At 69.1% G+C, this 20,258-nt stretch carries 20 protein-coding genes; 14 read left to right on the top strand and 6 right to left on the bottom strand.

Annotated elements, in window-relative coordinates; translation table 11 throughout:
• Positions 1-31: 31 nt before the first annotated feature.
• The 4 genes from OK345_RS07300 (at position 32) to OK345_RS07285 (ending at position 3,252) form a co-directional block, all read left to right on the top strand.
• Positions 32-1,000, top strand: coding sequence for a LysR substrate-binding domain-containing protein (locus tag OK345_RS07300; RefSeq protein WP_265127259.1), 969 nt, complete (start codon positions 32-34; stop codon positions 998-1,000).
• Positions 1,001-1,140: 140 nt separating this feature from the next.
• A complete protein-coding gene (locus OK345_RS07295) occupies positions 1,141-1,458 on the top strand; it encodes a metalloregulator ArsR/SmtB family transcription factor (RefSeq protein ID WP_265127258.1) in 318 nt (105 codons plus the stop codon).
• A 109-nt stretch (positions 1,459-1,567) separates the two neighbouring features.
• Positions 1,568-2,884: a DUF2867 domain-containing protein gene (locus OK345_RS07290; protein WP_306332091.1), complete on the top strand. Its 1,317-nt coding sequence runs from the start codon at positions 1,568-1,570 to the stop codon at positions 2,882-2,884.
• A 74-nt stretch (positions 2,885-2,958) separates the two neighbouring features.
• Positions 2,959-3,252: a hypothetical protein gene (locus OK345_RS07285; protein WP_265127256.1), complete on the top strand. Its 294-nt coding sequence runs from the start codon at positions 2,959-2,961 to the stop codon at positions 3,250-3,252.
• A 46-nt stretch (positions 3,253-3,298) separates the two neighbouring features.
• Here the strand turns inward: OK345_RS07285 and OK345_RS07280 are convergent, their stop codons facing one another.
• Both OK345_RS07280 and OK345_RS07275 read right to left on the bottom strand, forming a co-directional pair.
• Positions 3,299-4,099, bottom strand: coding sequence for a DUF4349 domain-containing protein (locus OK345_RS07280; RefSeq protein WP_265127255.1), 801 nt, complete (start codon positions 4,097-4,099; stop codon positions 3,299-3,301).
• Entirely contained in the window at positions 4,099-4,455 is a 357-nt protein-coding gene (locus OK345_RS07275; protein ID WP_265127254.1) for a GFA family protein, read from the bottom strand. Before OK345_RS07275 ends, OK345_RS07280 begins: the two co-directional genes overlap by 1 nt.
• 113 nt (positions 4,456-4,568) lie before the next feature.
• Here OK345_RS07275 and OK345_RS07270 point away from each other — a divergent pair, with 113 nt between their 5' ends.
• The 6 genes from OK345_RS07270 to OK345_RS07245 all read left to right on the top strand — a co-directional run bounded on the left by OK345_RS07270 (position 4,569) and on the right by OK345_RS07245 (position 10,879).
• The gene (locus tag OK345_RS07270) at positions 4,569-6,371 is read left to right on the top strand and encodes a DUF885 domain-containing protein (RefSeq protein WP_265127253.1); all 1,803 of its coding nucleotides are present in this window, start codon (positions 4,569-4,571) and stop codon (positions 6,369-6,371) included.
• 733 nt (positions 6,372-7,104) lie between these two features.
• Positions 7,105-7,968 carry a S1 family peptidase gene (locus OK345_RS07265; protein WP_265127252.1) on the top strand — a complete coding sequence of 288 codons (864 nt, stop codon included), beginning with the start codon at positions 7,105-7,107 and terminating at the stop codon, positions 7,966-7,968.
• A gap of 158 nt (positions 7,969-8,126) precedes the next feature.
• Positions 8,127-9,152 carry a hypothetical protein gene (locus tag OK345_RS07260; RefSeq protein WP_265127251.1) on the top strand — a complete coding sequence of 342 codons (1,026 nt, stop codon included), beginning with the start codon at positions 8,127-8,129 and terminating at the stop codon, positions 9,150-9,152.
• 122 nt (positions 9,153-9,274) lie between these two features.
• Entirely contained in the window at positions 9,275-9,709 is a 435-nt protein-coding gene (locus OK345_RS07255; protein WP_265127250.1) for a hypothetical protein, read from the top strand.
• Positions 9,710-9,816: 107 nt separating this feature from the next.
• Positions 9,817-10,446: an SMI1/KNR4 family protein gene (locus tag OK345_RS07250; RefSeq protein ID WP_265127249.1), complete on the top strand. Its 630-nt coding sequence runs from the start codon at positions 9,817-9,819 to the stop codon at positions 10,444-10,446.
• Between the two features lie 43 nt (positions 10,447-10,489).
• Entirely contained in the window at positions 10,490-10,879 is a 390-nt protein-coding gene (locus OK345_RS07245; RefSeq protein WP_265127248.1) for a DUF4260 domain-containing protein, read from the top strand.
• A 27-nt stretch (positions 10,880-10,906) separates the two neighbouring features.
• Here the strand turns inward: OK345_RS07245 and OK345_RS07240 are convergent, their stop codons facing one another.
• Positions 10,907-12,739 carry an ABC transporter ATP-binding protein gene (locus OK345_RS07240; protein ID WP_265127247.1) on the bottom strand — a complete coding sequence of 611 codons (1,833 nt, stop codon included), beginning with the start codon at positions 12,737-12,739 and terminating at the stop codon, positions 10,907-10,909.
• A 199-nt stretch (positions 12,740-12,938) separates the two neighbouring features.
• On the bottom strand, positions 12,939-14,510 hold the full coding sequence (locus tag OK345_RS07235) for a serine hydrolase (protein WP_265127246.1): 1,572 nt from the start codon (positions 14,508-14,510) through the stop codon (positions 12,939-12,941).
• Between the two features lie 108 nt (positions 14,511-14,618).
• On the opposite strand from OK345_RS07235, the gene OK345_RS07230 reads away from it, so the two are divergent.
• The 4 genes from OK345_RS07230 (at position 14,619) to OK345_RS07215 (ending at position 17,611) form a co-directional block, all read left to right on the top strand.
• Positions 14,619-15,047 (top strand): VOC family protein, encoded by a 429-nt coding sequence (locus OK345_RS07230; protein WP_265127245.1) that lies wholly within the window; start codon positions 14,619-14,621, stop codon positions 15,045-15,047.
• Positions 15,048-15,108: 61 nt separating this feature from the next.
• Positions 15,109-15,942, top strand: coding sequence for a DUF72 domain-containing protein (locus OK345_RS07225; RefSeq protein ID WP_265127244.1), 834 nt, complete (start codon positions 15,109-15,111; stop codon positions 15,940-15,942).
• Positions 15,943-15,982: 40 nt separating this feature from the next.
• Entirely contained in the window at positions 15,983-16,636 is a 654-nt protein-coding gene (locus tag OK345_RS07220; protein ID WP_265127243.1) for a DUF2238 domain-containing protein, read from the top strand.
• A gap of 27 nt (positions 16,637-16,663) precedes the next feature.
• Positions 16,664-17,611: a DMT family transporter gene (locus OK345_RS07215; protein ID WP_265127242.1), complete on the top strand. Its 948-nt coding sequence runs from the start codon at positions 16,664-16,666 to the stop codon at positions 17,609-17,611.
• A gap of 129 nt (positions 17,612-17,740) precedes the next feature.
• Here the strand turns inward: OK345_RS07215 and OK345_RS07210 are convergent, their stop codons facing one another.
• Positions 17,741-18,463, bottom strand: a complete 723-nt coding sequence (locus OK345_RS07210; RefSeq protein WP_265127241.1) for a pseudouridine synthase — start codon at positions 18,461-18,463, stop codon at positions 17,741-17,743.
• Positions 18,464-18,526: 63 nt separating this feature from the next.
• Positions 18,527-20,158, bottom strand: coding sequence for a sensor domain-containing diguanylate cyclase (locus OK345_RS07205; protein ID WP_265127240.1), 1,632 nt, complete (start codon positions 20,156-20,158; stop codon positions 18,527-18,529).
• Positions 20,159-20,258 lie beyond the last annotated feature (100 nt).

Raw genomic sequence — 20,258 nt, 5'->3', positions numbered from 1 at the left:
GCCAAGCCACAAATCTGATGCGTGCCTGGACGTGAACCTCCGCCCTTCCCTGCTGCCCGCACTCGGTGTCTTCGCCGTCGCCGCGCGCCACCAGAACTTTGCCCACGCGGCCGAGGAACTGCACCTGACCGCCAGCGCGGTGAGCCACCACGTGCGCAAGCTGGAAGCGCTGCTGGGCACCGTGCTGTTCCAGCGCCACGCCCGCGGCGTCACCCTCACCGCCGAAGGCCGCCAGCTGGCCGATGCCGCCGGCGCGGCCCTGGCCGACATCGCCACCGTCGCCGGCAACCTGCACCCGCAGGCCGGCAGCGTGCCGCTGCGGCTGACCACGCTGCGCTCGCTGTCGTACTGCTGGCTGCTGCCGCGGCTGTCGCGGTTCTGCGCGGCGTATCCGCAGGTGCGGCTGGAGATCCAGACCGGCAGCACCCTGGCCCGGTTCGACGAGGGCGGCCCGGACCTGGGCATCCGCTACGGGCCGGGGCATTGGCCGGGGCTGAGCGCGCACCTGCTGATGGAAGACGAACTGTTCCCGGTGGCCTCGCCGGCCTTGCCGCAACTGGCCGGCGTGCAACAGCCCGGCGACATCGCGCGGCTGCCGCTGCTCACCGACATGTCGCCGCAGGGCTGGCGCGACTGGTTCCGTGCCGCCGGCGTGCATGGCGTGCACCTGCCGCCGATGCACACCTTCAGCGACAGCACCGACGCGATGCGCGCGGCCGTCTACGGCATCGGCGCGGTACTGGCGCGCAAGCACATCGCCCAGCCCTACCTGCAGCGCTACGAACTGGTGCGGCTGCCGGGGCCGCCGTTGAAGCCGCGCTACGCCTACTACGTGGTCCATCCCGGCCACCGGCCGCCGAGCCCGGCGGCGCAGCTGATGATCGACTGGCTCAAGCGCGAGGCGCTGGACGAGCGCACGCCGACCCCGGCGCTGCCGGCCGAGCTGGTCGGCCTGCCGCCAGCCGGCAAGCGCCGTGCGAGGCGGCCGCGCACGGGCTGATTCCGGCCGCGCACGCCTTCGGCGGCGGCAGGCTCTCCGCTCCCTCTCCGCTCCGGGCAGCCTGCCCGCCCGCACGAAGCGCTTGACATTGCCGCCTCTAATTAGTTAATTAGCAAATTAGTTAATTAATGATTCCAACAATGTCCGTCGACCGCATCTTCGAAGCCCTCGCCTCGCGCCCGCGCCGCGAGATCCTGGCCTACCTCTCGGCGCAGGAACTGACCGCCGGCGAGATCGGCCAGCGCTTCGAGATGAGCGCGCCGGCCATCTCCCGCCATTTGTCGGTGCTGGCCGCGGCGGGGCTGGTGACCAGCGAGCGACGTGGCCAGTTCGTCTACTACCGGCTCACCCCGGACAGCCTGGTCAACACCCTGAGCGGCTTCGCCTTCGAAGTCTGCCCCACCGCCGGCCCGCTGCAGCGCGAATCGCGCCGCCTGGCCAGGAACAAGGGCCGCTGAGACGCGGCCATCACCGGGAAGCGCCATGGAACGCAATCGCATCGCCAACGACGACAGCTTCCCCCGCGTCTCGCTGCCCTCCCACGCCGGAGGGCGCCCGGTCGAGGTGCTGCTGATCGCGCAGCTGGACCCCGGCGCCGGCGATGCGCTGGCCGCCCAGGCCGGAGAGCGGCAGCGGCGGCACCCGGCCTACCGCGACGCGCTGGACGAGCCTTCCGCACTGCTGTCGGCGCCCGACTTCGGCCACGGCGATCCGGCCTCGCTGTTCTCGTTCGCGGTCGGCCCGCAGGGACATCCGTTCCATCGCCACGCCGGCAACCGCATGTTCACCGCCATCGCCGGCAGCAGCGGCGCGCGGCTGCGCTTCTCCACCGCATCGCCGGCGCAGGTCGAAGCTGATCCGCAGGCGTTCGTGCAGGCGCTGCATCAGGTCGAAGTCCCGGCCGACAGCCTGTTCTCGGTGCGCTTCGGCGGCGGCACCTGGCACCAGTTCCTGCCGCTGGACGAGCGCCATCCGGCGTTCTTCGCGCTGTCCTGCCATCCCGACGAAGCGGGCGGCCCGCTGCCGGCGGAACTGCACCGCCAGGTGCTGGCCGGCGAGGCGACCCTGGCCGACCTGACCGAACTGCTGCCCGAACCGGTGCAGGCGTTGCTGCGATCCGGCACCGCGGCCGGCGTGCAGGTGCCCACCACCGTGCTGTCCTTCGGACCCGGGCACTGGCGGCAGCGGTTGCGGGCACGCCTGCGGCGTTGCAGCGGCCGCCTGCGCCAGGGTTGCGCGCGATCCTCGACGTCGGCGGCCAACGCCGCCTCGCATCCGCGACTGCGGCCGCAGGCCTCGCGCACGCTGCCACCGGGCTCGCTGCTGCACGACCAGTTGCAGGACCGCCACCACTACCAGGACACGGTACGGCTGCGCCTGGACCCATGGCAGTTCGGCCACCGTGCACCGGCGGCGCTGCTCGCCGAACTGCTGCAGGCCTTCGTCGAGCAGCCGGCGGCCACGGTCACCGGGCTGATGCGGCTGCGCAACCTGCTGGTCGCGCCATTGGGATTGCGTACCTCGCGACTGGGCTGCCCGGTGTCCTCGCTGCTCGCCGAGTCGCCCACGCAGCGCTTCGCCAACCGCTTCCCGGTGATCGACCAGCGGATCGAACCGCAGCGGGCGCAGGTCGTGCTCGGCGCCGACGACCGCCACCTGCGTTTCCGCTCCTGCGTCGAAGTGCGTCAGGACGGGGAATGGCTGGAGATCTCGCTTTCCACCCGCGTGGCCTGCCGCAACGGCTTCGGCCGCTGCTACATGGCGGTGGTCGATCCGCTCCACCACCGCTACATCGCACCGGCGATGCTCGCCACCGCGGCGACGCAGCTGCTCGAGCGGGCCGCGGCAACGATGCCCGCCGGCATCGGCCAGGCCAGCCGCTGAGGCGCGCCGCGCTTCACCTGGCCTTTCCCGAGCCCCGCCTAGGCTGGCCTTCCCGAACCGGAAGGTCCGCCCCCATGCCCATCCTGCGTATCCGCATCACCGGCAGCGAGGACGATGCCCGCGCCATCGGCAACCTGCTGCAGAGCCTGGACGGCATCGAGCACGTCGAGGAAACCGACGACCTGATGATGCACATGGACGACGAGGACTCCAGCTCGGCCGGGCTGTCCGACGACGAAGGCCCCGGCATCCACGAACTGGAAGTGGAGGTCGGCAACGCCGCCACCGCGCAGAAGGTGCGCCAGGCGGTGGAAACGTTGGCACGGGAGCTGGACGTGTTCGTCGAATACGAGCACGACGAAGGCTGAGCCGCGCCATCGCCGGCACGGCGACGACGCGGCTCCCCCGGCAGGCTCAGCCGCCGGCCGCCCTGCGCGCACGCCGTCGGCGCCACAGCTTGAGCGCGCCCCACAGCACCGCGCCACCCACGATCGCGGCCGGCAGCAGGCCGGCGAAGATGCGGATCAGGAACGCCAGGCTGGTGGCGAAGATGCTGCCGAACTCGGAGAACGCGCGGCCGATCTCGCTGCGGTTGCGCTGGCTGCTGGTCGAGTCCAGCCGCATCGTCACCAGTTGCGTATCGATGCGGCGGCGCTGCTGCGCGGCATCGCGGTTGGCCTGCTCCAGCCCGGCCTCGATCTCGGCCAGCCGGGCGGAGATCGTCAGCAGGTCGGCCACCGACAGGTCCTTGCGCTGCTGGTACTGCAGCAGGCGCTCGTGCTCGTTCTTCAAGCGCTCCTGGGTCAGGCGGGTGTCGGCCACCTGCTGGGCCAGGTCCTCGGCCTCGGTGTCGCGCGCGGTGATCTCGCCCTGTTCGCCGGCCAGCGCGATGATCGGCTCCACGCCCTGCGGCGCGATCCGCACCTTGATCGTGCCCGACGGCGTCCCGCCGCCGCTCTGCGACACCTGCAGCACCGCGCAGTCGCCGAACCGGCTGCCCTGGCACGCCTCCGTGATCGCCTTCAGCCGCGGCGCGATCTGCGCCCCGGGCAGTCGCAGCTGCACCGTATGCTCATAGGCCAGGAACGCGCCTTCCGGCGAGGACACCGCCCCGCCCGCATCGGCCGCCGCCGCCCATTCGCGGGACTGCTGCGCGCAACCGGCCAGCAACGCCAAAGCCAGCACCCCCGCCCACCGCACATGGAGCACCCGCATCACAGGCTGGCCCCGTCGATGGCGGTGATCTTCAGCGTGCCCAGGTCCAGGTCCGGCAGGCAGCGGACGTTGACCGCGACCATGCGCTGGCCGTTCGCCGGATGGGTGCCCTCGCTGAACGGCGCGATGCCGCATGTTGGACAGTGATGGTGGTCGATGTGCTGCTTGTTGAAGCGGTAGGTCGCCATGTCGGACTCGGCCGTATCCAGCTTCAGCACCGAATGCGGCGCGAACCACAGCAGCCCGCCGCGGCGGCGGCACATCGAGCAGTTGCAGTCGAACACCTCGCCGATGCCGTCGCCGGCGTCCACGCGGAAGGCGATGCGCCCGCAATGACAGCTTCCCTGATAGTTCATGTCTCCTGCTCCCTCGTGAAAATACCGGTGCAGGGTAAGCCAACCAACGGCAGGTGCGCGCACTCCGGGCGCGACCTATGCTGGGACTTTCCGCCCTCCTCCAGGATCCAACGATGCGCCAGCACCTGCTTGCCGCCGCCCTGCTCGCCGCCCTGGCCGGCTGCCAGAACGGCCAGGCCCCCACCGCCACCACGCCGACCGCCGCCGAGGCCGGCCAGAGCCAGGCCGACGCCCGCTTCGCCGAGCTGTCGCAGAAGGCGCTGGACACCTGGATGCAGCTGTCGCCGGTCAGCGCCACCCAGATCGGCGAACACCGCTACGACAGCGAGATCGACGACGTCTCCGCCGCCGGCCAGCAGAAGAGCCTGGAAGCCGGCAAGGCCCTGCTGGCCGAGCTGGACCGGATCGACGTCGCCCAGCTCTCGCGCGAGAACCAGGTCGATGCCGCGATCCTGCGCAACCAGCTGCAATCGGACATCTGGAACAACGAAACCCTGCAGGCATGGAAGTGGGACCCGCAGGTCTACAACGGCCTGGCCGGCAGCGCCATCTACGGCCTGATGGCGCGCGAGTTCGCGCCGCTGCCCGAGCGCCTGAAATCGGCCACCGCGCGCATCGAGAAGATCCCGGGGATCTTCAAGGCCGCACGCAGCAACCTCGACCCGGACCGGGTGCCGAAGATCCACGCCGAGACCGTGGCCAAGCAGAACAAGGGCATCCTCAGCCTGGTCGACGCCTTCATCGTGCCGCACATCGGCGAACTGCCGCAGGACGAGCAGCAGCGCCTGCAGGCCGCCATCGACGGCCTCAAGACCGCCGTGGCCGAGCAACAGGACTGGCTGGACAAGACCCTGGTGCCCAACGCCAGGGGCGAGTTCCGCATCGGCGCCGAGCGCTACGACCAGAAGCTGACGTTCTCGCTCAACTCCTCGCTGTCGCGGCAGGAGATCGGCGAGCGCGCCCGCGCCGAACTCGAGCGCGTGCGCCAGGACATGTACGGCATCGCCCAGGAGGTGCTGAAGGACCGGCCCGGCGCCCCGGCGCTGCCGGCCAACCCGAGCGACGAGCAACAGCAGAAGGCCATCGAGGCCGCGCTGGAACTGGCCTATGCCGACAAGCCCGCACGCGACAAGGTGGTCGACGACGCCAAGGCCGCGCTCGACCATTCCACCGAGTTCGTGCGCAAGCACGACCTGATGACCCTGCCCGACGCGCCGGTGGACATCATCCTGATGCCCGAGTTCCAGCGCGGCGTGGCCGTGGCCTACTGCGACTCGCCCGGCCCGCTCGACAAGAACCTCAAGACCTTCTACGCGGTCTCGCCGATTCCCGACGACTGGGACGACAAGCAGGTCGATTCGTTCCTGCGCGAATACAACAGCCGCATGATCCACCTGCTGTCCATCCACGAGGGCACCCCGGGCCATTACCTGGAAGGCTGGCACTCGGGCAAGTTCCCCTCCACCCTGCGCGCGGTGCTGCGCTCGGGCCTGTTCGCCGAAGGCTGGGCCGTCTATACCGAACGGATGATGCAGGAGCAGGGCTACCTGGACAGCGACCCGCTGTTCCACCTGGTGCAGCTCAAGTTCTACCTGCGCACCATCGCCAACGCCATCCTCGACCAGGGCGTGCACGTGGACAACTGGACCCGCGAGCAGGCCATGCACCTGATGACCCACGACGCCTTCCAGCAGGAAAGCGAAGCCGCCGGCAAATGGGTACGCGCCCAGCTCACCTCGGCCCAGCTGCCGACCTACTTCGTCGGCGCGCAGGAGCACTTCGACACCCGCAAGGCGGTGCAGGAAAAGCAGGGTGCGGACTTCGACCTCAAGGCCTACCACGACCGGATGCTCTCCTATGGCGCCCCGCCGGTGCGCTTCGCGCGGCAGCTGATGCTGGATCAGCCGATCGAATAACCCGCCGCTTCGATCGTTGGGTATGACAAAGGCCCGGAATTTCCGGGCCTTTGTCGTTGTGGCGCTCAGGCCGCGAATTTGCGGGTACCAACCGTTATGACCGCTTCGTTGCAGTGTTTCACTGGACACCTGCCCTGGCGCTTTTGTGCCCAAGCAATTAATCCGGCGAGCACATTCACGCCTTCACATGCAGCGCGAGAAGCACGATACTCCGGCTCATGTTGCCATTAGGCGATCCAATCAAGAGCAGGGCAACCGTGGAAGCATCCTCTTCCATCGTTTTAATTCAGACGCTAGGTGCGCATGGTCACTATCCCGCAGCATGGCAGCAACGGCGAGCTGTTTGACATACCTGCATTTCTCCCACACATCGACAGTTTCGCCCGACCGGACACTTGGCTTATTAAAATCGAGCAGTGCCTGGGAGACAGAGCTGACGAGATAGAGCAGCTTTCCCTATCCGGCTTTTCGTTGCCCGATAGCACTTTCCGCCTTCTATACCATGGCATTTATCAAACAATCGACGGCCACTTTATAGGCCTGTCCGACGGCGAACCCGTGTTTGAGTTGTTGGCCGTCGACTCCTCATACTGGGAGGTGACTGGCCCTCAACTTTTTGAATCACATATGCTGGCCACTTATGGGACACGACAATACGCCTAACAATTCATTCAAGTCGACGCTGCTTCGCGGCGTGACTTAATTCAGGCGTCAGCCCCTTGAGGAATCACATGTGACCCGATTTTTGCTGCTCATGCTCCTTGCGGCATCACCGACCGCCAGCGCCATCGTCATTCGCGACGACGTCGACGACTCGAAGTACCGGATTCCGGCATCCGAGTTCCCCGCCCTCGTCGACATGCCCGGCGAGGGGCATGGCGTACTGGTTTCTCCGCAGTGGGTGATCACTGCCGCCCATGTGATCCCGTGGCATTCCGAGCTCGAGCAGGTCGTCATCGGCGGAATACCCAGGGACGTCGAGCGCGTCGTCGTGCATCCCGGGTACACGAGGCCGCCACAGGCGCTGATAGATCAGGCCCTGTCCACCGGCGAGTGGATACTGGCGGTGGTGCAGATGGCCTCGTCCGACGACATTGCACTGGTCAGGTTGACGCAGCCGGTGACGGATGTCGTCCCTGCCGCAATCCACAAGGACGGCGACGAGCTCGGCCAGGTCGTCCAGATCATGGGGAAAGGCGCTACGGGAACGGGAGCGAGCGGGCACGACCCCGCGGGCCCCAACCGCACGGAGCTTCGCCGCGCGTTCAACACGATCACCAGCGCGCATGACCGCTGGTTCTGCTACGTGTTCGACGAGCCGGCATCGGCCCTGCCCCTCGAAGGCAAGACGGGGAGCGGAGACAGCGGCGGCCCTGCGCTCATCCGGGTCGATGACCAATGGACACTGGCCGGACTGGCCGCCTGGGGATTCATCCACGGCGACGTCAGGACCGTCCGACCCGGGCTCTACGGCCAACTCACCTGCAATGTCCGCCTGAGCCACTACATCGAATGGATCGAAAGCGCGGTCTCCGGACAGCCGCAGGCAGGAACCGACAAACCATCCAAGCCGATGCCGCCACGCGGCGCGGCTTGACCCGGGCATCAGACAACCCCGGCCCCGGACCGGGTTCAAGGGCGCACATGCATCGCACTTCCGCATCGATGAGATCACGCCTCCTGGCAGCCGGGATGGCCTGCCTTTGCTCGCTGCTGTCTTCCGCCCGAGCGGACAACGCGGAGACCACGGGTCGATTGCAGCCCGCCATCCGGGATCTTCCCGCCGGCAGGGCCGACGTCCTCTCTTTCGCCGAAGGCAGTGGTGTCGACAGGCAACCAACGTTGACGACGCTGCCGGACGGCGGTTTCGTGCTGGTCCATTCCCGATACGAACGGGGCGACATGGATTCGTCCGGCCTGCGGGTGGTGACCTCCACGGACGGGAACGCCATTTCGGGCGCCGACGAGCTGGCCTTCGGGGGCGAGGTCGAGGACGCTCCATCGTTCGTCACCACGCCAGGCAGCACCTGGTTGTATTTCGCCAGCGGCGACGCCGACCTCGGGAACGCCACGCTGTGGCGATCGCGGCTGGCCGGCGACGGCTCTTTCTCTCCTCCGGAAGGGTTGGCCGATGTCCCGGGCCTTCGCCGGCTGACCCAGTGGCCGCGCTGGGTGGACACCGGCCCGGACCTGTTCCTGACATTCAGGGGTGAGCGCTCCAGACCCTATTGGCTTCGTCTGGCGGATGGACAGGCGCAGGGCGCGCCGCTGCCCCTTGCCCCGTTCGGCGTGGCCTATCCGCGCGTCGTGCCGATGGCCGACAACGGGTGCTTCTTCAGCTACCAGAGACCGCCGGACGGCGGATACATGGCGACCTACTTCAGCGTCAGTCCCGATTGCTCCCGGTGGTCGCCGCCTGCCGCCCTGTCCTGGCCCGCTCCGCCCGGCAAGCCGGATGTCCATGATGCCTATGCACTGGCGAGACTGGATGGCGGAGTGGATGTCTATTACGTGTATCCCTCGCGCAAGGGACCTGGGGCCAGGTTCCAGGTCGGGTTCGATCTGTACCGGCGCGCCGTGATGCCGGACGGCAGCCTGGGGGTGGAAGAACGCCTGACCGCAAGGGACGAGTTCAACCCGTTCGCGCCTTCCGCGCACCGCTTCCCGGACGGAACGATCCTCGTGACCTTCTCGGATATCCTCGCGAATGGAGACAACGGCGTTTCGTCCGCCCGCCTGGCATTGTTCAAGTTGGCGCATGATGCCCCCGCGCCGGATTGAGCGCGCGGCATCGGCAGCCACGGCGGGCATCCCCGTCGGACGCCGCCGCTCGACACCCCATTCGGGCCGACAGCGCTTCGCGCTGCGGCTCGATCCGATCACCAGACCTCCCGGAAATACGCATGACATCGCCGATCAGGACCCTGGTGTCCATCCGCTACTGCCGGGATGGGAGACCCTGGGACTCGGAAGTGGTCGCCACCCCATCCTGGAAGCAGGTCGAGGAGGCGATCATGCGCATGGACGACCACTGCTTCCCGATCGTGGTGCAGAGCGCGCTGGAATGCGGATCCGGCGCGGAAGCCTTCGAGGACGACGACAGCTTCCACGTAATCGGCGGCAACGGGCGCTTTGCCCTGTTCCAGAACGCCGGTTCCTGGCAATACCGGAATCCGCAGGGCAGCAACGCCGAGGCCAGGCTCTGGCAAAGCGACCAGGGTTACTTCTGCACGGAAAGCAATCTGGCGAACCTTGATCTTGCGCTACGCATGGCCAGGGCATTCCACGAAACCGCGAGCTTCGATGCCGCGGAGTCGGCTTCCCGACCGGCGGCCTGACGACTCGCTCAGCATGGCACCGCTCCATGACGCGACCGGGCTCGAGCGCCGGCCTGTCGCATCATGGACTCGATCATCAAGACAAAAGGAAACAAGGGTGACGGATCGTGACTAGCGCCTGGGAAAAAATCGTCGACGCCCTGGAACAGGAACGTCTCCTGGCAGCCTGCATGCTTAACCCTGGGGCCACTCCGGCAGAAATCTCGGACCTGGAGCTGCATCTGGGCATCGAATTGCCGCCTGGACTCAAGGCGTTCCTGTCGGAGCACAACGGCCAGTCGGACAAGGCCCGGGTAGGGATCTACCAGGGCAGCCAGCTCCTCTCCACCCATGGAATCCGTGCGAGATGGGACTCATGGCGAGCGATCGACGAGGCCGACATGAATGCCGATTGCGCGGAGTTCATGTCATCGAAACCGGAGGGCGTCATCAAGCCGATGTACACCAATCCCCGCTGGATTCCCCTGACCCACGATTACGGTGGAAATCACATCGGCCTGGACTACGACCCGGATACCAAGGGCACCACGGCGCAAGTCATCGCCTTCGGCAGGGATGAGGACCAGAAGGTCCTTGTTGCCGACTCGTTCGATGAGTTCCTGACCGGCTTCGTTGCGGAACTGCACGACACCGACTGGACGATGTTCCCGGAGGAAGAGCGCGAGCCACGGACGCCTCCCCGAATCCAGGAGAACGCCCCGACGGCGCCACGAAGATCGTGGTGGAAGTCATGGTGATTGCCGGCATGCCCCACCCCATTCCCCGCACAGGGAGAACCCCATGAGCGGAGCGGTATCCGGCGGGGCAAGAACCGTCCTGCGGCTCGAGGGACTCTGCGTCCTTGTCGCCTGCCTGCTGGCGTATCCGGCGGCCGGAAGCGGCTGGCCGCTGTTCGCCCTGCTCTTCCTGGCGCCGGACCTGTCGTTTGCCGGCTACCTGGCCGGCCCGCGCGTGGGCGCGGCGTTCTACAACGCGGCGCACTCCTACATCGGCGCGCTGGCGTTGCTGTGCACCGGCGCCTTGCTGGCGTTGCCGCTCGCGACCGCCGTCGGCCTCGTATGGGCGGCGCACATCGGGTTCGACCGTGCGCTGGGCTACGGTCTCAAGTACCCGCGGGGTTTCGGCTTCACCCACCTGGGCGCCATCGGGCGCGGGCGCGGCGACGGCTGACCTTCCATTCCTCCACCGGCACGCGCCTCAGGCATCGGCCGCCACGAAACCGCCGGTCTGCCGTGCCCACAGGCGCGCGTACAGGCCGCCGGCGGCCACCAGTTCGGCATGGCTGCCGCTCTCGACGATGCGGCCCTGGTCCATCACCACCAGCCGGTCCATGCGCGCGATGGTGGACAGGCGGTGGGCGATGGCGATGACGGTCTTGCCGGCCATCAGCTCGTCCAGGCTTTCCTGGATCGCCGCTTCCACTTCCGAATCCAGCGCCGAAGTGGCCTCGTCCAGCAGCAGGATCGGCGCGTCCTTGAGCAGCACGCGGGCGATGGCGATGCGCTGGCGCTGGCCGCCCGACAGCTTCACCCCGCGCTCGCCCACGTGCGCGTCGTAGCCGCTGCGGCCCTCGCCGTCGCGCAGGTGGTCGATGAAGCCGTCGGCGCGGGCCTTGGCCACGGCGGCGCGCAGCTGTTCCCCGGTGGCATCGGGGCGGCCGTACAGCAGGTTGTCGCGGATCGAGCGGTGCAGCAGCGAGGTGTCCTGGGTGACCACGCCGATCTGCCGGCGCAGGCTTTCCTGGGTCACCGCGGCGATGTCCTGGCCGTCGACCAGGATGCGCCCGCTCTCCAGGTCGTACAGCCGCAGCAGCACGTTGACCAAGGTGGACTTGCCGGCGCCGGAGGGGCCGACCAGGCCGATCTTCTCGCCCGGCCGCACCACCAGGTCCAGCCCGGCCATCACCCCGCCGCGCTTGCCGTAGTGGAAATGGATGTCCTCGAAGCGCACCCCGCCCTCGCTCACCCGCAGCGGCACCGCATCGGGCCGGTCCTGCACGGTCAGCGGCCGGGCGATGGTCTCCATGCCGTCCTGCACGGTGCCGATGTCCTCGAAGATGCCGTTGACCGTCCACATGATCCAGCCGGACATGTTGTGGATGCGGATCACCAGCCCGGTGGCCAGGGTGATCGCGCCGACGCTGATGCTGCCGCGGCTCCACAGCCACAGCGCCAGCCCGCAGGTGCCGACGATCAGGAAGCCGTTGACGATGGCGATGGTCAGGTCCATGCCGGTGGTGATGCGGGTCTGGCGGCGATGCTTGACCGCCAGTTCCCGGATCGCGTCGGCCACGTAGGCCTGCTCGCGGCCGGCGTGGGCGAACAGCTTGAGCGTGGCGATGTTGGTGTAGCCGTCGACGATGCGCCCCATCGCCTTGGAGCGCGCCTCCGATGCGATCCATGCGCGCTGCTTCATGCGCGGCACGAAGAACAGCATGATCGCCAGGTAGGCCAGCAGCCACGCGACCAGCGGCAGCATCAGCCGCGCGTCGGCCTGCGCGAACAGCCACAGCGCGCTGCCGGTGTAGACCACGATGTACCAGAGCGCATCGACCATCTGCACCGCCGACTCGCGCAGCGAGGTGCCGGTCTGCATCACCCGGTTGGCGATGCGGCCGGCGAAGTCGTTCTGGAAGAACGACAGGCTCTGCCGCACCACGTGGTTGTGCATCAGCCAGCGCGAGCGGTTGCTCAGCCCCGGCACGATGGCCTGGTTGACCAGCAGGTTGTGCAGCGCCACCAGCAGCGGCCGCGCGAGCAGGGTGATGCCGGCCATCCACAGCAGCTCGTCGGCATGGCGGCGGAAGAAGCCGGCGTCCGGCTGCCCGGCCACCAGGTCGACGATGCGGCCGAGGAAGCCGAACATCGCCACCTCCACCAGCGCCAGCAGCAGCCCGGCGAACAGCGTGGCCAGCAGCACCGGCCAGACCGGCCACAGATAGTGCAGGTAGAAGCGCACCACGCCGTGCGGCGGCGTGCGCGCGTCGGCGGGCGGGAAGATCGGCACCAGCGATTCGAACCAGCGGAACATCGGGGACCACCACAAGCAGGACAGGCCGCGATTGTCCCATCGCGGCCTGTCGGCCGTATTCACTCGTCGCCTTGGGGAGCGATTCGATGGTGCGGGATACCTGCCCTGTAGGAGCGACGTCAGTCGCGACCGCTCTGCGGTGGGCCAATCTTCGAAAAGCGGTCGCGACTGACGTCGCTCCTACATCAGGGCACTTGGATCATCGGGTATCGGCGACCGGGCGCAGCAACAGGTCCTGGAAATCGAAGCTGAAGTCGGTCAGCGAGGAGATCGCCTGCATGCGCACCTCGCGCACCTTGCCGTCGGGGTCTAGGCTGAAGTTGACGAAGGCGTCGGCGTTGAGCGAGCGGTCGTCCCAGCGGACGATGAAGGTGTCGTGCTGCCAGTGTTCCAGCGTGCCGAGCAGCTGCGCGGTCTGGCCGAAGCGCAGCCGCAGCGTCTTGCCCTGCTGCTCGACGAACACGTCGCCATACCACGCATCGCGGTAGCCGCCGGCATAGCCGGATGGCGGCAACGACGGCTTCGTCCGGGCATTGCGCGCGGCCACGTGCTTCTGCCAGCCCTCGTCGGCGTTCTGCTGCGCCTTGGCCACGGCGGCGGCGTAGGCGGCCACCCAGTCGGTCTGCGGCGCGTCCAGGTAGGCGTCGAGCACGCTCAGGGTGATGGCGTTGAACGCGGCCCCCACTTCCTGATTGGTCAGCACCACCACGCCCAGGTTCTTGCCCGGCACCAGCGTCAGCCGCGACACCTGCCCCGGCCAACCGCCGGTGTGCCAGACCAGTTTCTGCCCGCGGTAGTCGCTCAGGCTCCAGCCCTCGCCGTAGCCGGCGAAGTTGGGCCGGGCCGCTTCCAGCTCGGGCACCGATGGCTTGGGCACCACCTGCGGGGTGATGACCTGCCACATCTGCTGCTGGGTCTTTTCGGCGAACAGCGGCGTGCCGTCGACGAGCTTGCCGCCGGCCAGCTGCACGTTCATCCACCTGGCCATGTCGTGCACGCTGGAATAGAGGCCGCCGGCGCCGGCGTTGTTGGACCAGGTCAGCGGCGCGACGGTGCGCAGCTCGCTGAAGTCGTACCTGGCGTGGCCGACCGCGGCCTTGTCGCCGGGCCTGAGATGGTCGGCGTTGTAGCGGGTGCCGGCCATGCCGACCGTGTCGAAGATGCGCTGCTGCAGGAACTCGGCGAACGACTGCCCGGAAACGTTCTCGATCACCTGCTGGGCCACGGCGTAGAGGATGTTGTCGTAGGCGTAGCGGTCGCGGAAGCCGCCCTTGAGCGGCACCTGCGCCAGCCGTTGCACCACCTCGGCGTTGCTGTAGCCGGTGGCGGGCCAGAACAGCAGGTCGCCGGCGCCCAGGCTCAGGCCGCTGCGGTGCGAGAGCAGGTCGCGGATGCGCATCTCGCCGGTGACGTAGGGGTCGGACATGCGGAACGACGGCAGGTGCTCGATCACCCGGTCGTCCATCTTCAGCTTGCCGTCCTCGGCCAGCAGGTTCAGCGCGGTGGCGGTGAAGGCCTTGGTGTTGGAGGCGATGGCGAACAGCGTATCGGCCTGCACCGGATCGGGCTTGCCGATCTCGCGCACGCCCCAGCCGCGCTCCAGCACCACTTCGCCGTCCTTGACGATGGCGACCGCCACGCCGGGCACGTCGAACTGTTCGCGCACCCGCTCGACGGTGGCATCGAGCTGCTGCAATCCGGCCGGCGCTTCGGCCGCCGCCAACGGTGCGCATGCCAGCAGCAGCGCGCTTCCCAACCACGTCTTGTTCAATCCGTTTCTCCGGTTCGTGCGGGGCGTCGGCCACGTCCCGCCTGCATTCGCACGATGGTAACGCGACGGCGGCCAACCTCGTCCGACCCGTCCGCCCAGGAGCCCGTCATGTCCCGGCCAGCCGACACCACCTGCACCGTCATCCCCTGCCTGCGCTACCGCGACGCCCCGGCCGCCATCGACTGGCTGTGCCGCGCCTTCGGCTTCGAGCGCCATGCCGTCTACCAGGACGGCGACATCGTCCACCATGCGCAACTGAGCTTCGGCAACGGCATGGTCATGCTCGGCTCGGTCGCGACCGACAGCGAATGGAGCGGCCACATCGTGCAGCCCGACGAGATCGGCGGGCGCGAAACCCAGAGCGCCTGCGTGATCGTCGCCGATGCCGATGCGCACTACGCGCAGGCCAAGGCCGCCGGCGCCAAGATCGTGATCGACATCGGCAGCCAGGACTACGGCGGCCGCGGCTATGCCTGCCGCGACCCGGAAGGCCATCTGTGGTGGTTCGGCAGCTACGACCCGTGGCAGCCGGCCTGAGCGGTCGCGCGCGTGCCGCGGCGGCAGGCACAATGCCCGTCCCGCCGCCGCGACCCTCACCATGACCGACCTGTTCGCCACCGCGCCTGCCGCGCCCGCCGCCGCGGGCATCCACATCGGCATCGGCGGCTGGACCTACGCGCCCTGGCGCGGCGGCATGTTCTACCCGGTCGGGCTGGTGCAGCGGCGCGAGCTCGAATACGCCAGCCGCCAGCTGACCGCCATCGAGATCAACGGCACCTACTACGGCACGCAGAAGCCGGCGGTCTACGCGAAATGGCGCGAGCAGACGCCGCCGGGCTTCGTGTTCTCGGCCAAGGCCCCCAAGCGCATCACCGGCGCGCGCCGGCTGGCCGCCACCGGCGCGCAGGTCGACGACTTCGTCGGCGGCATCGCCGAGCTCGGCGACCGCCTCGGCCCGCTGGTCTGGCAGTTCGCCGAAGGCTATGCGATGCAGCGCGACGACTTCGCCGCGTTCCTGCAGCGGCTGCCGCGCCAGGCCGGCGGACGCCGGCTGCGGCACGCGGTGGAGATCCGCGATCCGGGCTTCCTCGACCCGGCATCGCTGGCGCTGCTGCGCCAGCATGGCGTGGCGCTGGTGTTCACCGACTCCACGCACTACCCCTCCTGCGCCGACCTCACCGCCGATTTCGCCTACGCCCGGCTGATGCGCAGCCAGCCGGAGATCGACACCGGCTACCCCGCCGACGCGCTGGCGCAATGGGCCGGGCGGCTGAGCGCCTGGCGCCGCGGCGAAGACCCGGCCGCGCTGCCGCACATCGAGCCGCCCCGCTCCGCCGCCCCGCCGCGCGAGGTGTTCGCCTACTTCATCGGCGCGGCCAAGCACCGCAACCCGGCGGCGGCCATGCAGCTGCAGCGCCTGCTGCAACGCTGAGCCGCTCGCCGCGGCGCCCGTGCGCTGCGATGATGCCGCCATGTCCCCTTCCCGCCCGGTACGCACGCCCGCATCCGGCCGCTTCGCCGCGGTGCTGCTGGCGCTGTTCCTGCTGGCGTGGGCGGCGCTGGCCGTCGCGCCGCTGAACCGCCAGGACTGGGCGCTGGAGAACGTGCTGGTGCTGGTCGCGCTGCCGGTGCTGTACCTGGGCTGGCGGCAGGCGCCGTTCACCCGGCTCAGCTACGCGGCGCTGTTCGCATTCCTGCTGCTGCACGAGATCGGCGCCCACTACACCTACGCCGAAGTCCCGTACGACGCCGCGTGCCGGCGCTGGCTGGGGTTCTCGCCCGACGCGCTGCTGGGCTTCGAGCGCAACCAGTTCGACCGCGCGGTGCACTTCCTCTACGGCGTGCTGGTCCTGCCGGCCAGCGTCGAACTGCTGGACCGGGTGTCGCCGCCGCGCGGGTTCTGGCGCTACCTGCTGCCGGTGACCTTCATCATGTCGCACTCGATGCTGTTCGAGCTGTTCGAATGGATCGCCGCCGAACTGTTCGGCGGCGACCTGGGCCAGGCCTACCTCGGCACCCAGGGCGATGTCTGGGACGCGCACAAGGACATGGCGCTGGCCACGCTCGGCAGCGTGCTCGCCGTGGCCTGGCTGGGCTGGCGCGGTTGGCTCGCGCCACGCCACTGAAGCGCCGCGAACGGCGATAATGCGCCGATGCCGATGACCGACACCCGCAAAGCGCTGCTGCAAATCCATTTCTGCGTCCTGCTGTGGGGCGTCACCGCCATCCTCGGCAAGCTCATCACCCTGCCGGCGCTGCCACTGGTGTGGTGGCGCATGCTGCTGGTGGTGGCGATGCTGGCGCTGATCCCGCGGGTATGGCGCGGGCTGTCCGCGCTCACCCCGAAGCTGGCGCTGGCCTACTGCGGCATCGGCGCGCTGGTCGCGCTGCACTGGCTCACCTTCTACGGCGCGGTGAAGCTGGCCAACGCCTCGGTGGCGGCCACCTGCATCGCGCTGGCGCCGGTGTTCACCGCCATCATCGAGCCGTGGGTGGCCAAGCGGCCGTTCCAGCTGCGCGAACTGGCGTTCGGCCTGGCGGTGCTGCCGGGCGTGGCGCTGGTGGTCGGCGGGGTACCGGACGGGATGCGCCTGGGCGTGGCCATCGGCGCGCTGTCGGCGCTGCTGGTGGCGGTGTTCGGCTCGTTCAACAAGCGGCTGGTCGCGCACGCCGACCCGCTGACCGTGACCGCACTGGAGCTGGGCGCCGGCACCCTCACCCTGACCCTGCTGGCGCCGGCGCTGCCGTTCCTGCTGCCGGCGCTGGCCAGCGACCTGTGGGTATTGCCCGACCTGCACGACGGCGTGCTGCTGGTCGTCCTGGCGGGCCTGTGCACGCTGCTGCCGTTCGCGCTGGCGCTGGTGGCGCTGCGCCACCTCAGCGCCTACACCGTGCAGTTGGTGACCAACCTGGAGCCGGTCTACGCCATCGTGCTGGCGATGCTGCTGCTGAGCGAACAGCGCGAACTGACGCCGCTGTTCTACCTGGGCGTGGCGATCATCATCGGCGCGGTGTTCCTGCACCCGCTGCTCAACCGCCGCAAGCCGCTGCAACACCCGGAGATCCTCGGCACCGCCGAGGCCCGCAACATCGCCGACTGACCGGCGCGGCGGCCGGCGCCAGGCCGGCAGCACCGGGTTCTTCGCAGGTCGGGGCGATGCCGGACTGGCCGGGTCGCACAGCGGCCACCCTGCGGGCAGCCATGCCGCAGGGCGATGTGCGGGCCGGGCTTACCAGTCCTGGTGCTGCGGCAGCAGGCCGCGCAGTTCCTGTTCGGTGAGGTTGCGCCACTGCCCGGGCTTGAGCGCGCCCAGCTTGATGTTGTCGATGCGCACGCGGCGCAGCTGGGTGACGCGGTAGCCGAAGGCGGCGGCCATCAGCCGGATCTGCCGGTTCAGGCCCTGCTGCAGCACGATGCGGAAACCGAACTTGGCGATCTTCGCGGTGCGGCACGGCAGCGTGGTCTGGTCGTGGATGCGCACGCCGCGGGCCATGCCGCGCAGGAATTCGTCGGTGACCGGCTTGTTCACCGCCACCAGGTACTCCTTCTGGTGGCCGTTCTCGGCGCGCAGGATCTGGTTGACGATGTCGCCGTTGCTGGTCATCAGGATCAGCCCTTCGGAATCCTTGTCCAGCCGCCCGATCGGGAAGATGCGCTGCTCGTGGCCGACGAACTCGACGATGTTGCCCTTCACCGAGCTCTCGGTGGTGCAGGTGATGCCCACCGGCTTGTTGAGGGCGATGTAGACATGGCGGCGGCTGCCGCCCTTCTTCGCCGCGCGCGCGCGCAGCGGCTGGCCGTCGACCAGCACCTCGTCGCCCTCGCCCACCACCGCGCCGGTGCCGGCGGCGATGCCGTTGACGGTGACGCGGCGTTCGCCGATCAGGCGGTCGGCCTCGCGCCGGGAACAGAAGCCGGTTTCGGCGATGTGCTTGTTGAGTCGGGTCGTCATCGCGCGATTATCCGCGATCGCCGTGCCGTGCGCGCGTGGCGGACAGGCCGCCGGCGGCGACATTCAGGCAGGCAGGGAGCGGCCGCCGGCGTCGAACACCCGGTTCCTGCCGGAGCGCTTGGCGCTGTACATGGCATTGTCGGCCCGGCGCAGCAGGCTCGAGACGTCGTCGCCGGCGCCGTCCAGTTCGGCCATGCCGATGCTCGCCGTCACCACCAGGCCCGGCTGGTCGAGGCCGGCGGCCGCCTGCGCCACCTGCAGCCGCAGCTGCTCCAGCCGCGCCAGCGCCGCCGCGCCGGCGACGCCCGGCAGCAACAGCAGGAACTCCTCGCCGCCCATGCGGATCACGTCCTCGCGGTTGCGTACCCCGGCAACCAGGACTGCGGCCACCGCCACCAGCACCCGGTCGCCGACTTCGTGGCCATGGCGGTCGTTGATCTGCTTGAACAGGTCGATGTCGAGGAAGCCGATGGTCAACGGCTGGCCGCTGCCGCGGGCGCTGCCGACGCAGGCGCCGAGCCGGTGCAGGCCGGCGCGCCGGTTCGGCAGGCCGGTCAGCGCATCGGTATCGGCCAGCCGCTGCATCTCGTCGCGCTGGCGACGCAGTTGCCCCAGGCGCTGGTTGAGCGCATAGGCGGCCATCATCAGGAACCAGGTCGCCGACAGCTGGATCGCCTCGACCCGGTATTCGCGCAGCAGCGTGCTGCCGCACAGGTCGGTCGCGATCATCAGCAGGAACGGCGCCACCGCTCCCATCCCGGCCAGCGCGGTGTAGTCGCGGCGCAGCAACGACGCGGCGGCGGCCGCCAGCACGGCAAGGCAGCCGATCGCCAGCAGCGTGTCCAACGCCGCCGCCACCGGCACCAGCAGCGCCCACGGCAGCAGCGGCGTGACCAGCCCCAGCAGCATCAGCAGCCAGCCCAGGCGCTGCACCCAGCGCCACGATCCGGGCAGCACCCGGTTGCCGCCGCACAGCCGCCACAGCACCGACAACAACACCGCGATGCTGAAGAAGGACAGCGCCACCAGCCACCAGGCCGCGTACTCGCGCACCGGCAACCACGGCTCGGGATAACCGCTCAGGCCGCTGAGCACCGCCTGCCACACCACGAACAGCCCGCATACCGCCGCATAGAACAGGAACGCGCGGTCGCGGGCGCTGGCGAAGCCCATCAGCGCCGACAGCGCCAGCGCGATGGCGATCGCGATGCAGGCGGTGCGCACCAGCAGGCGCGCGGTATCGGCCTGCTGCAGCGGGCTGGGCGCGCCCAGCCGCACGGTCGGGATCCAGCGCGGCTTCAGCGGCTGCGCCCAGGCGACCTGGATCGGCTCCAGGTCGCCGCGCGCCGGCACCACCACCATGCCCACGCCCGCACGGAACCGGGAGTCGCGGGTGCGCGCATCGTGCATGCGGCCGCAGATCCGGCGCTCGCCGTGGCCGATCATCACCTCGCCGGCGAACACGTTGAACACGTCCACCGCCTGCGGCGCACCGGACCAGCCGCCGGCCGGCGCCGGGATCTCGATCCGTTGCCGCAGTCCGGCCAGCACCTCGGGGCTGCAACCGCGTTGCGGTGCCTGCTGGTCGGTCGCCGCGCCCACCAGCAGGTAGTCGTGGTCCGGCTGCGGCATCCGTGCCGACGCCAACGCCGGCCACCACAGCCACACCAGCAGCAACAGCATCCCCGTGGCCATCGCGGCCCCACCGCCCTTCACCATTGCCCTGCCATCGGCTGCATCACTGTCTCATGGCGCACCTGGCGCCCCCTGTCGCGACAATTATCGCAACAACCCC

This window comes from Xanthomonas chitinilytica, assembly GCF_026107455.2.
In the GTDB taxonomy this organism is placed as follows: Bacteria; Pseudomonadota; Gammaproteobacteria; order Xanthomonadales; family Xanthomonadaceae; genus Stenotrophomonas; species Stenotrophomonas chitinilytica.
The sequence above is the reverse complement of the archived record's forward strand: the minus strand, read 5'-3'. Positions and strand labels throughout refer to the sequence as shown.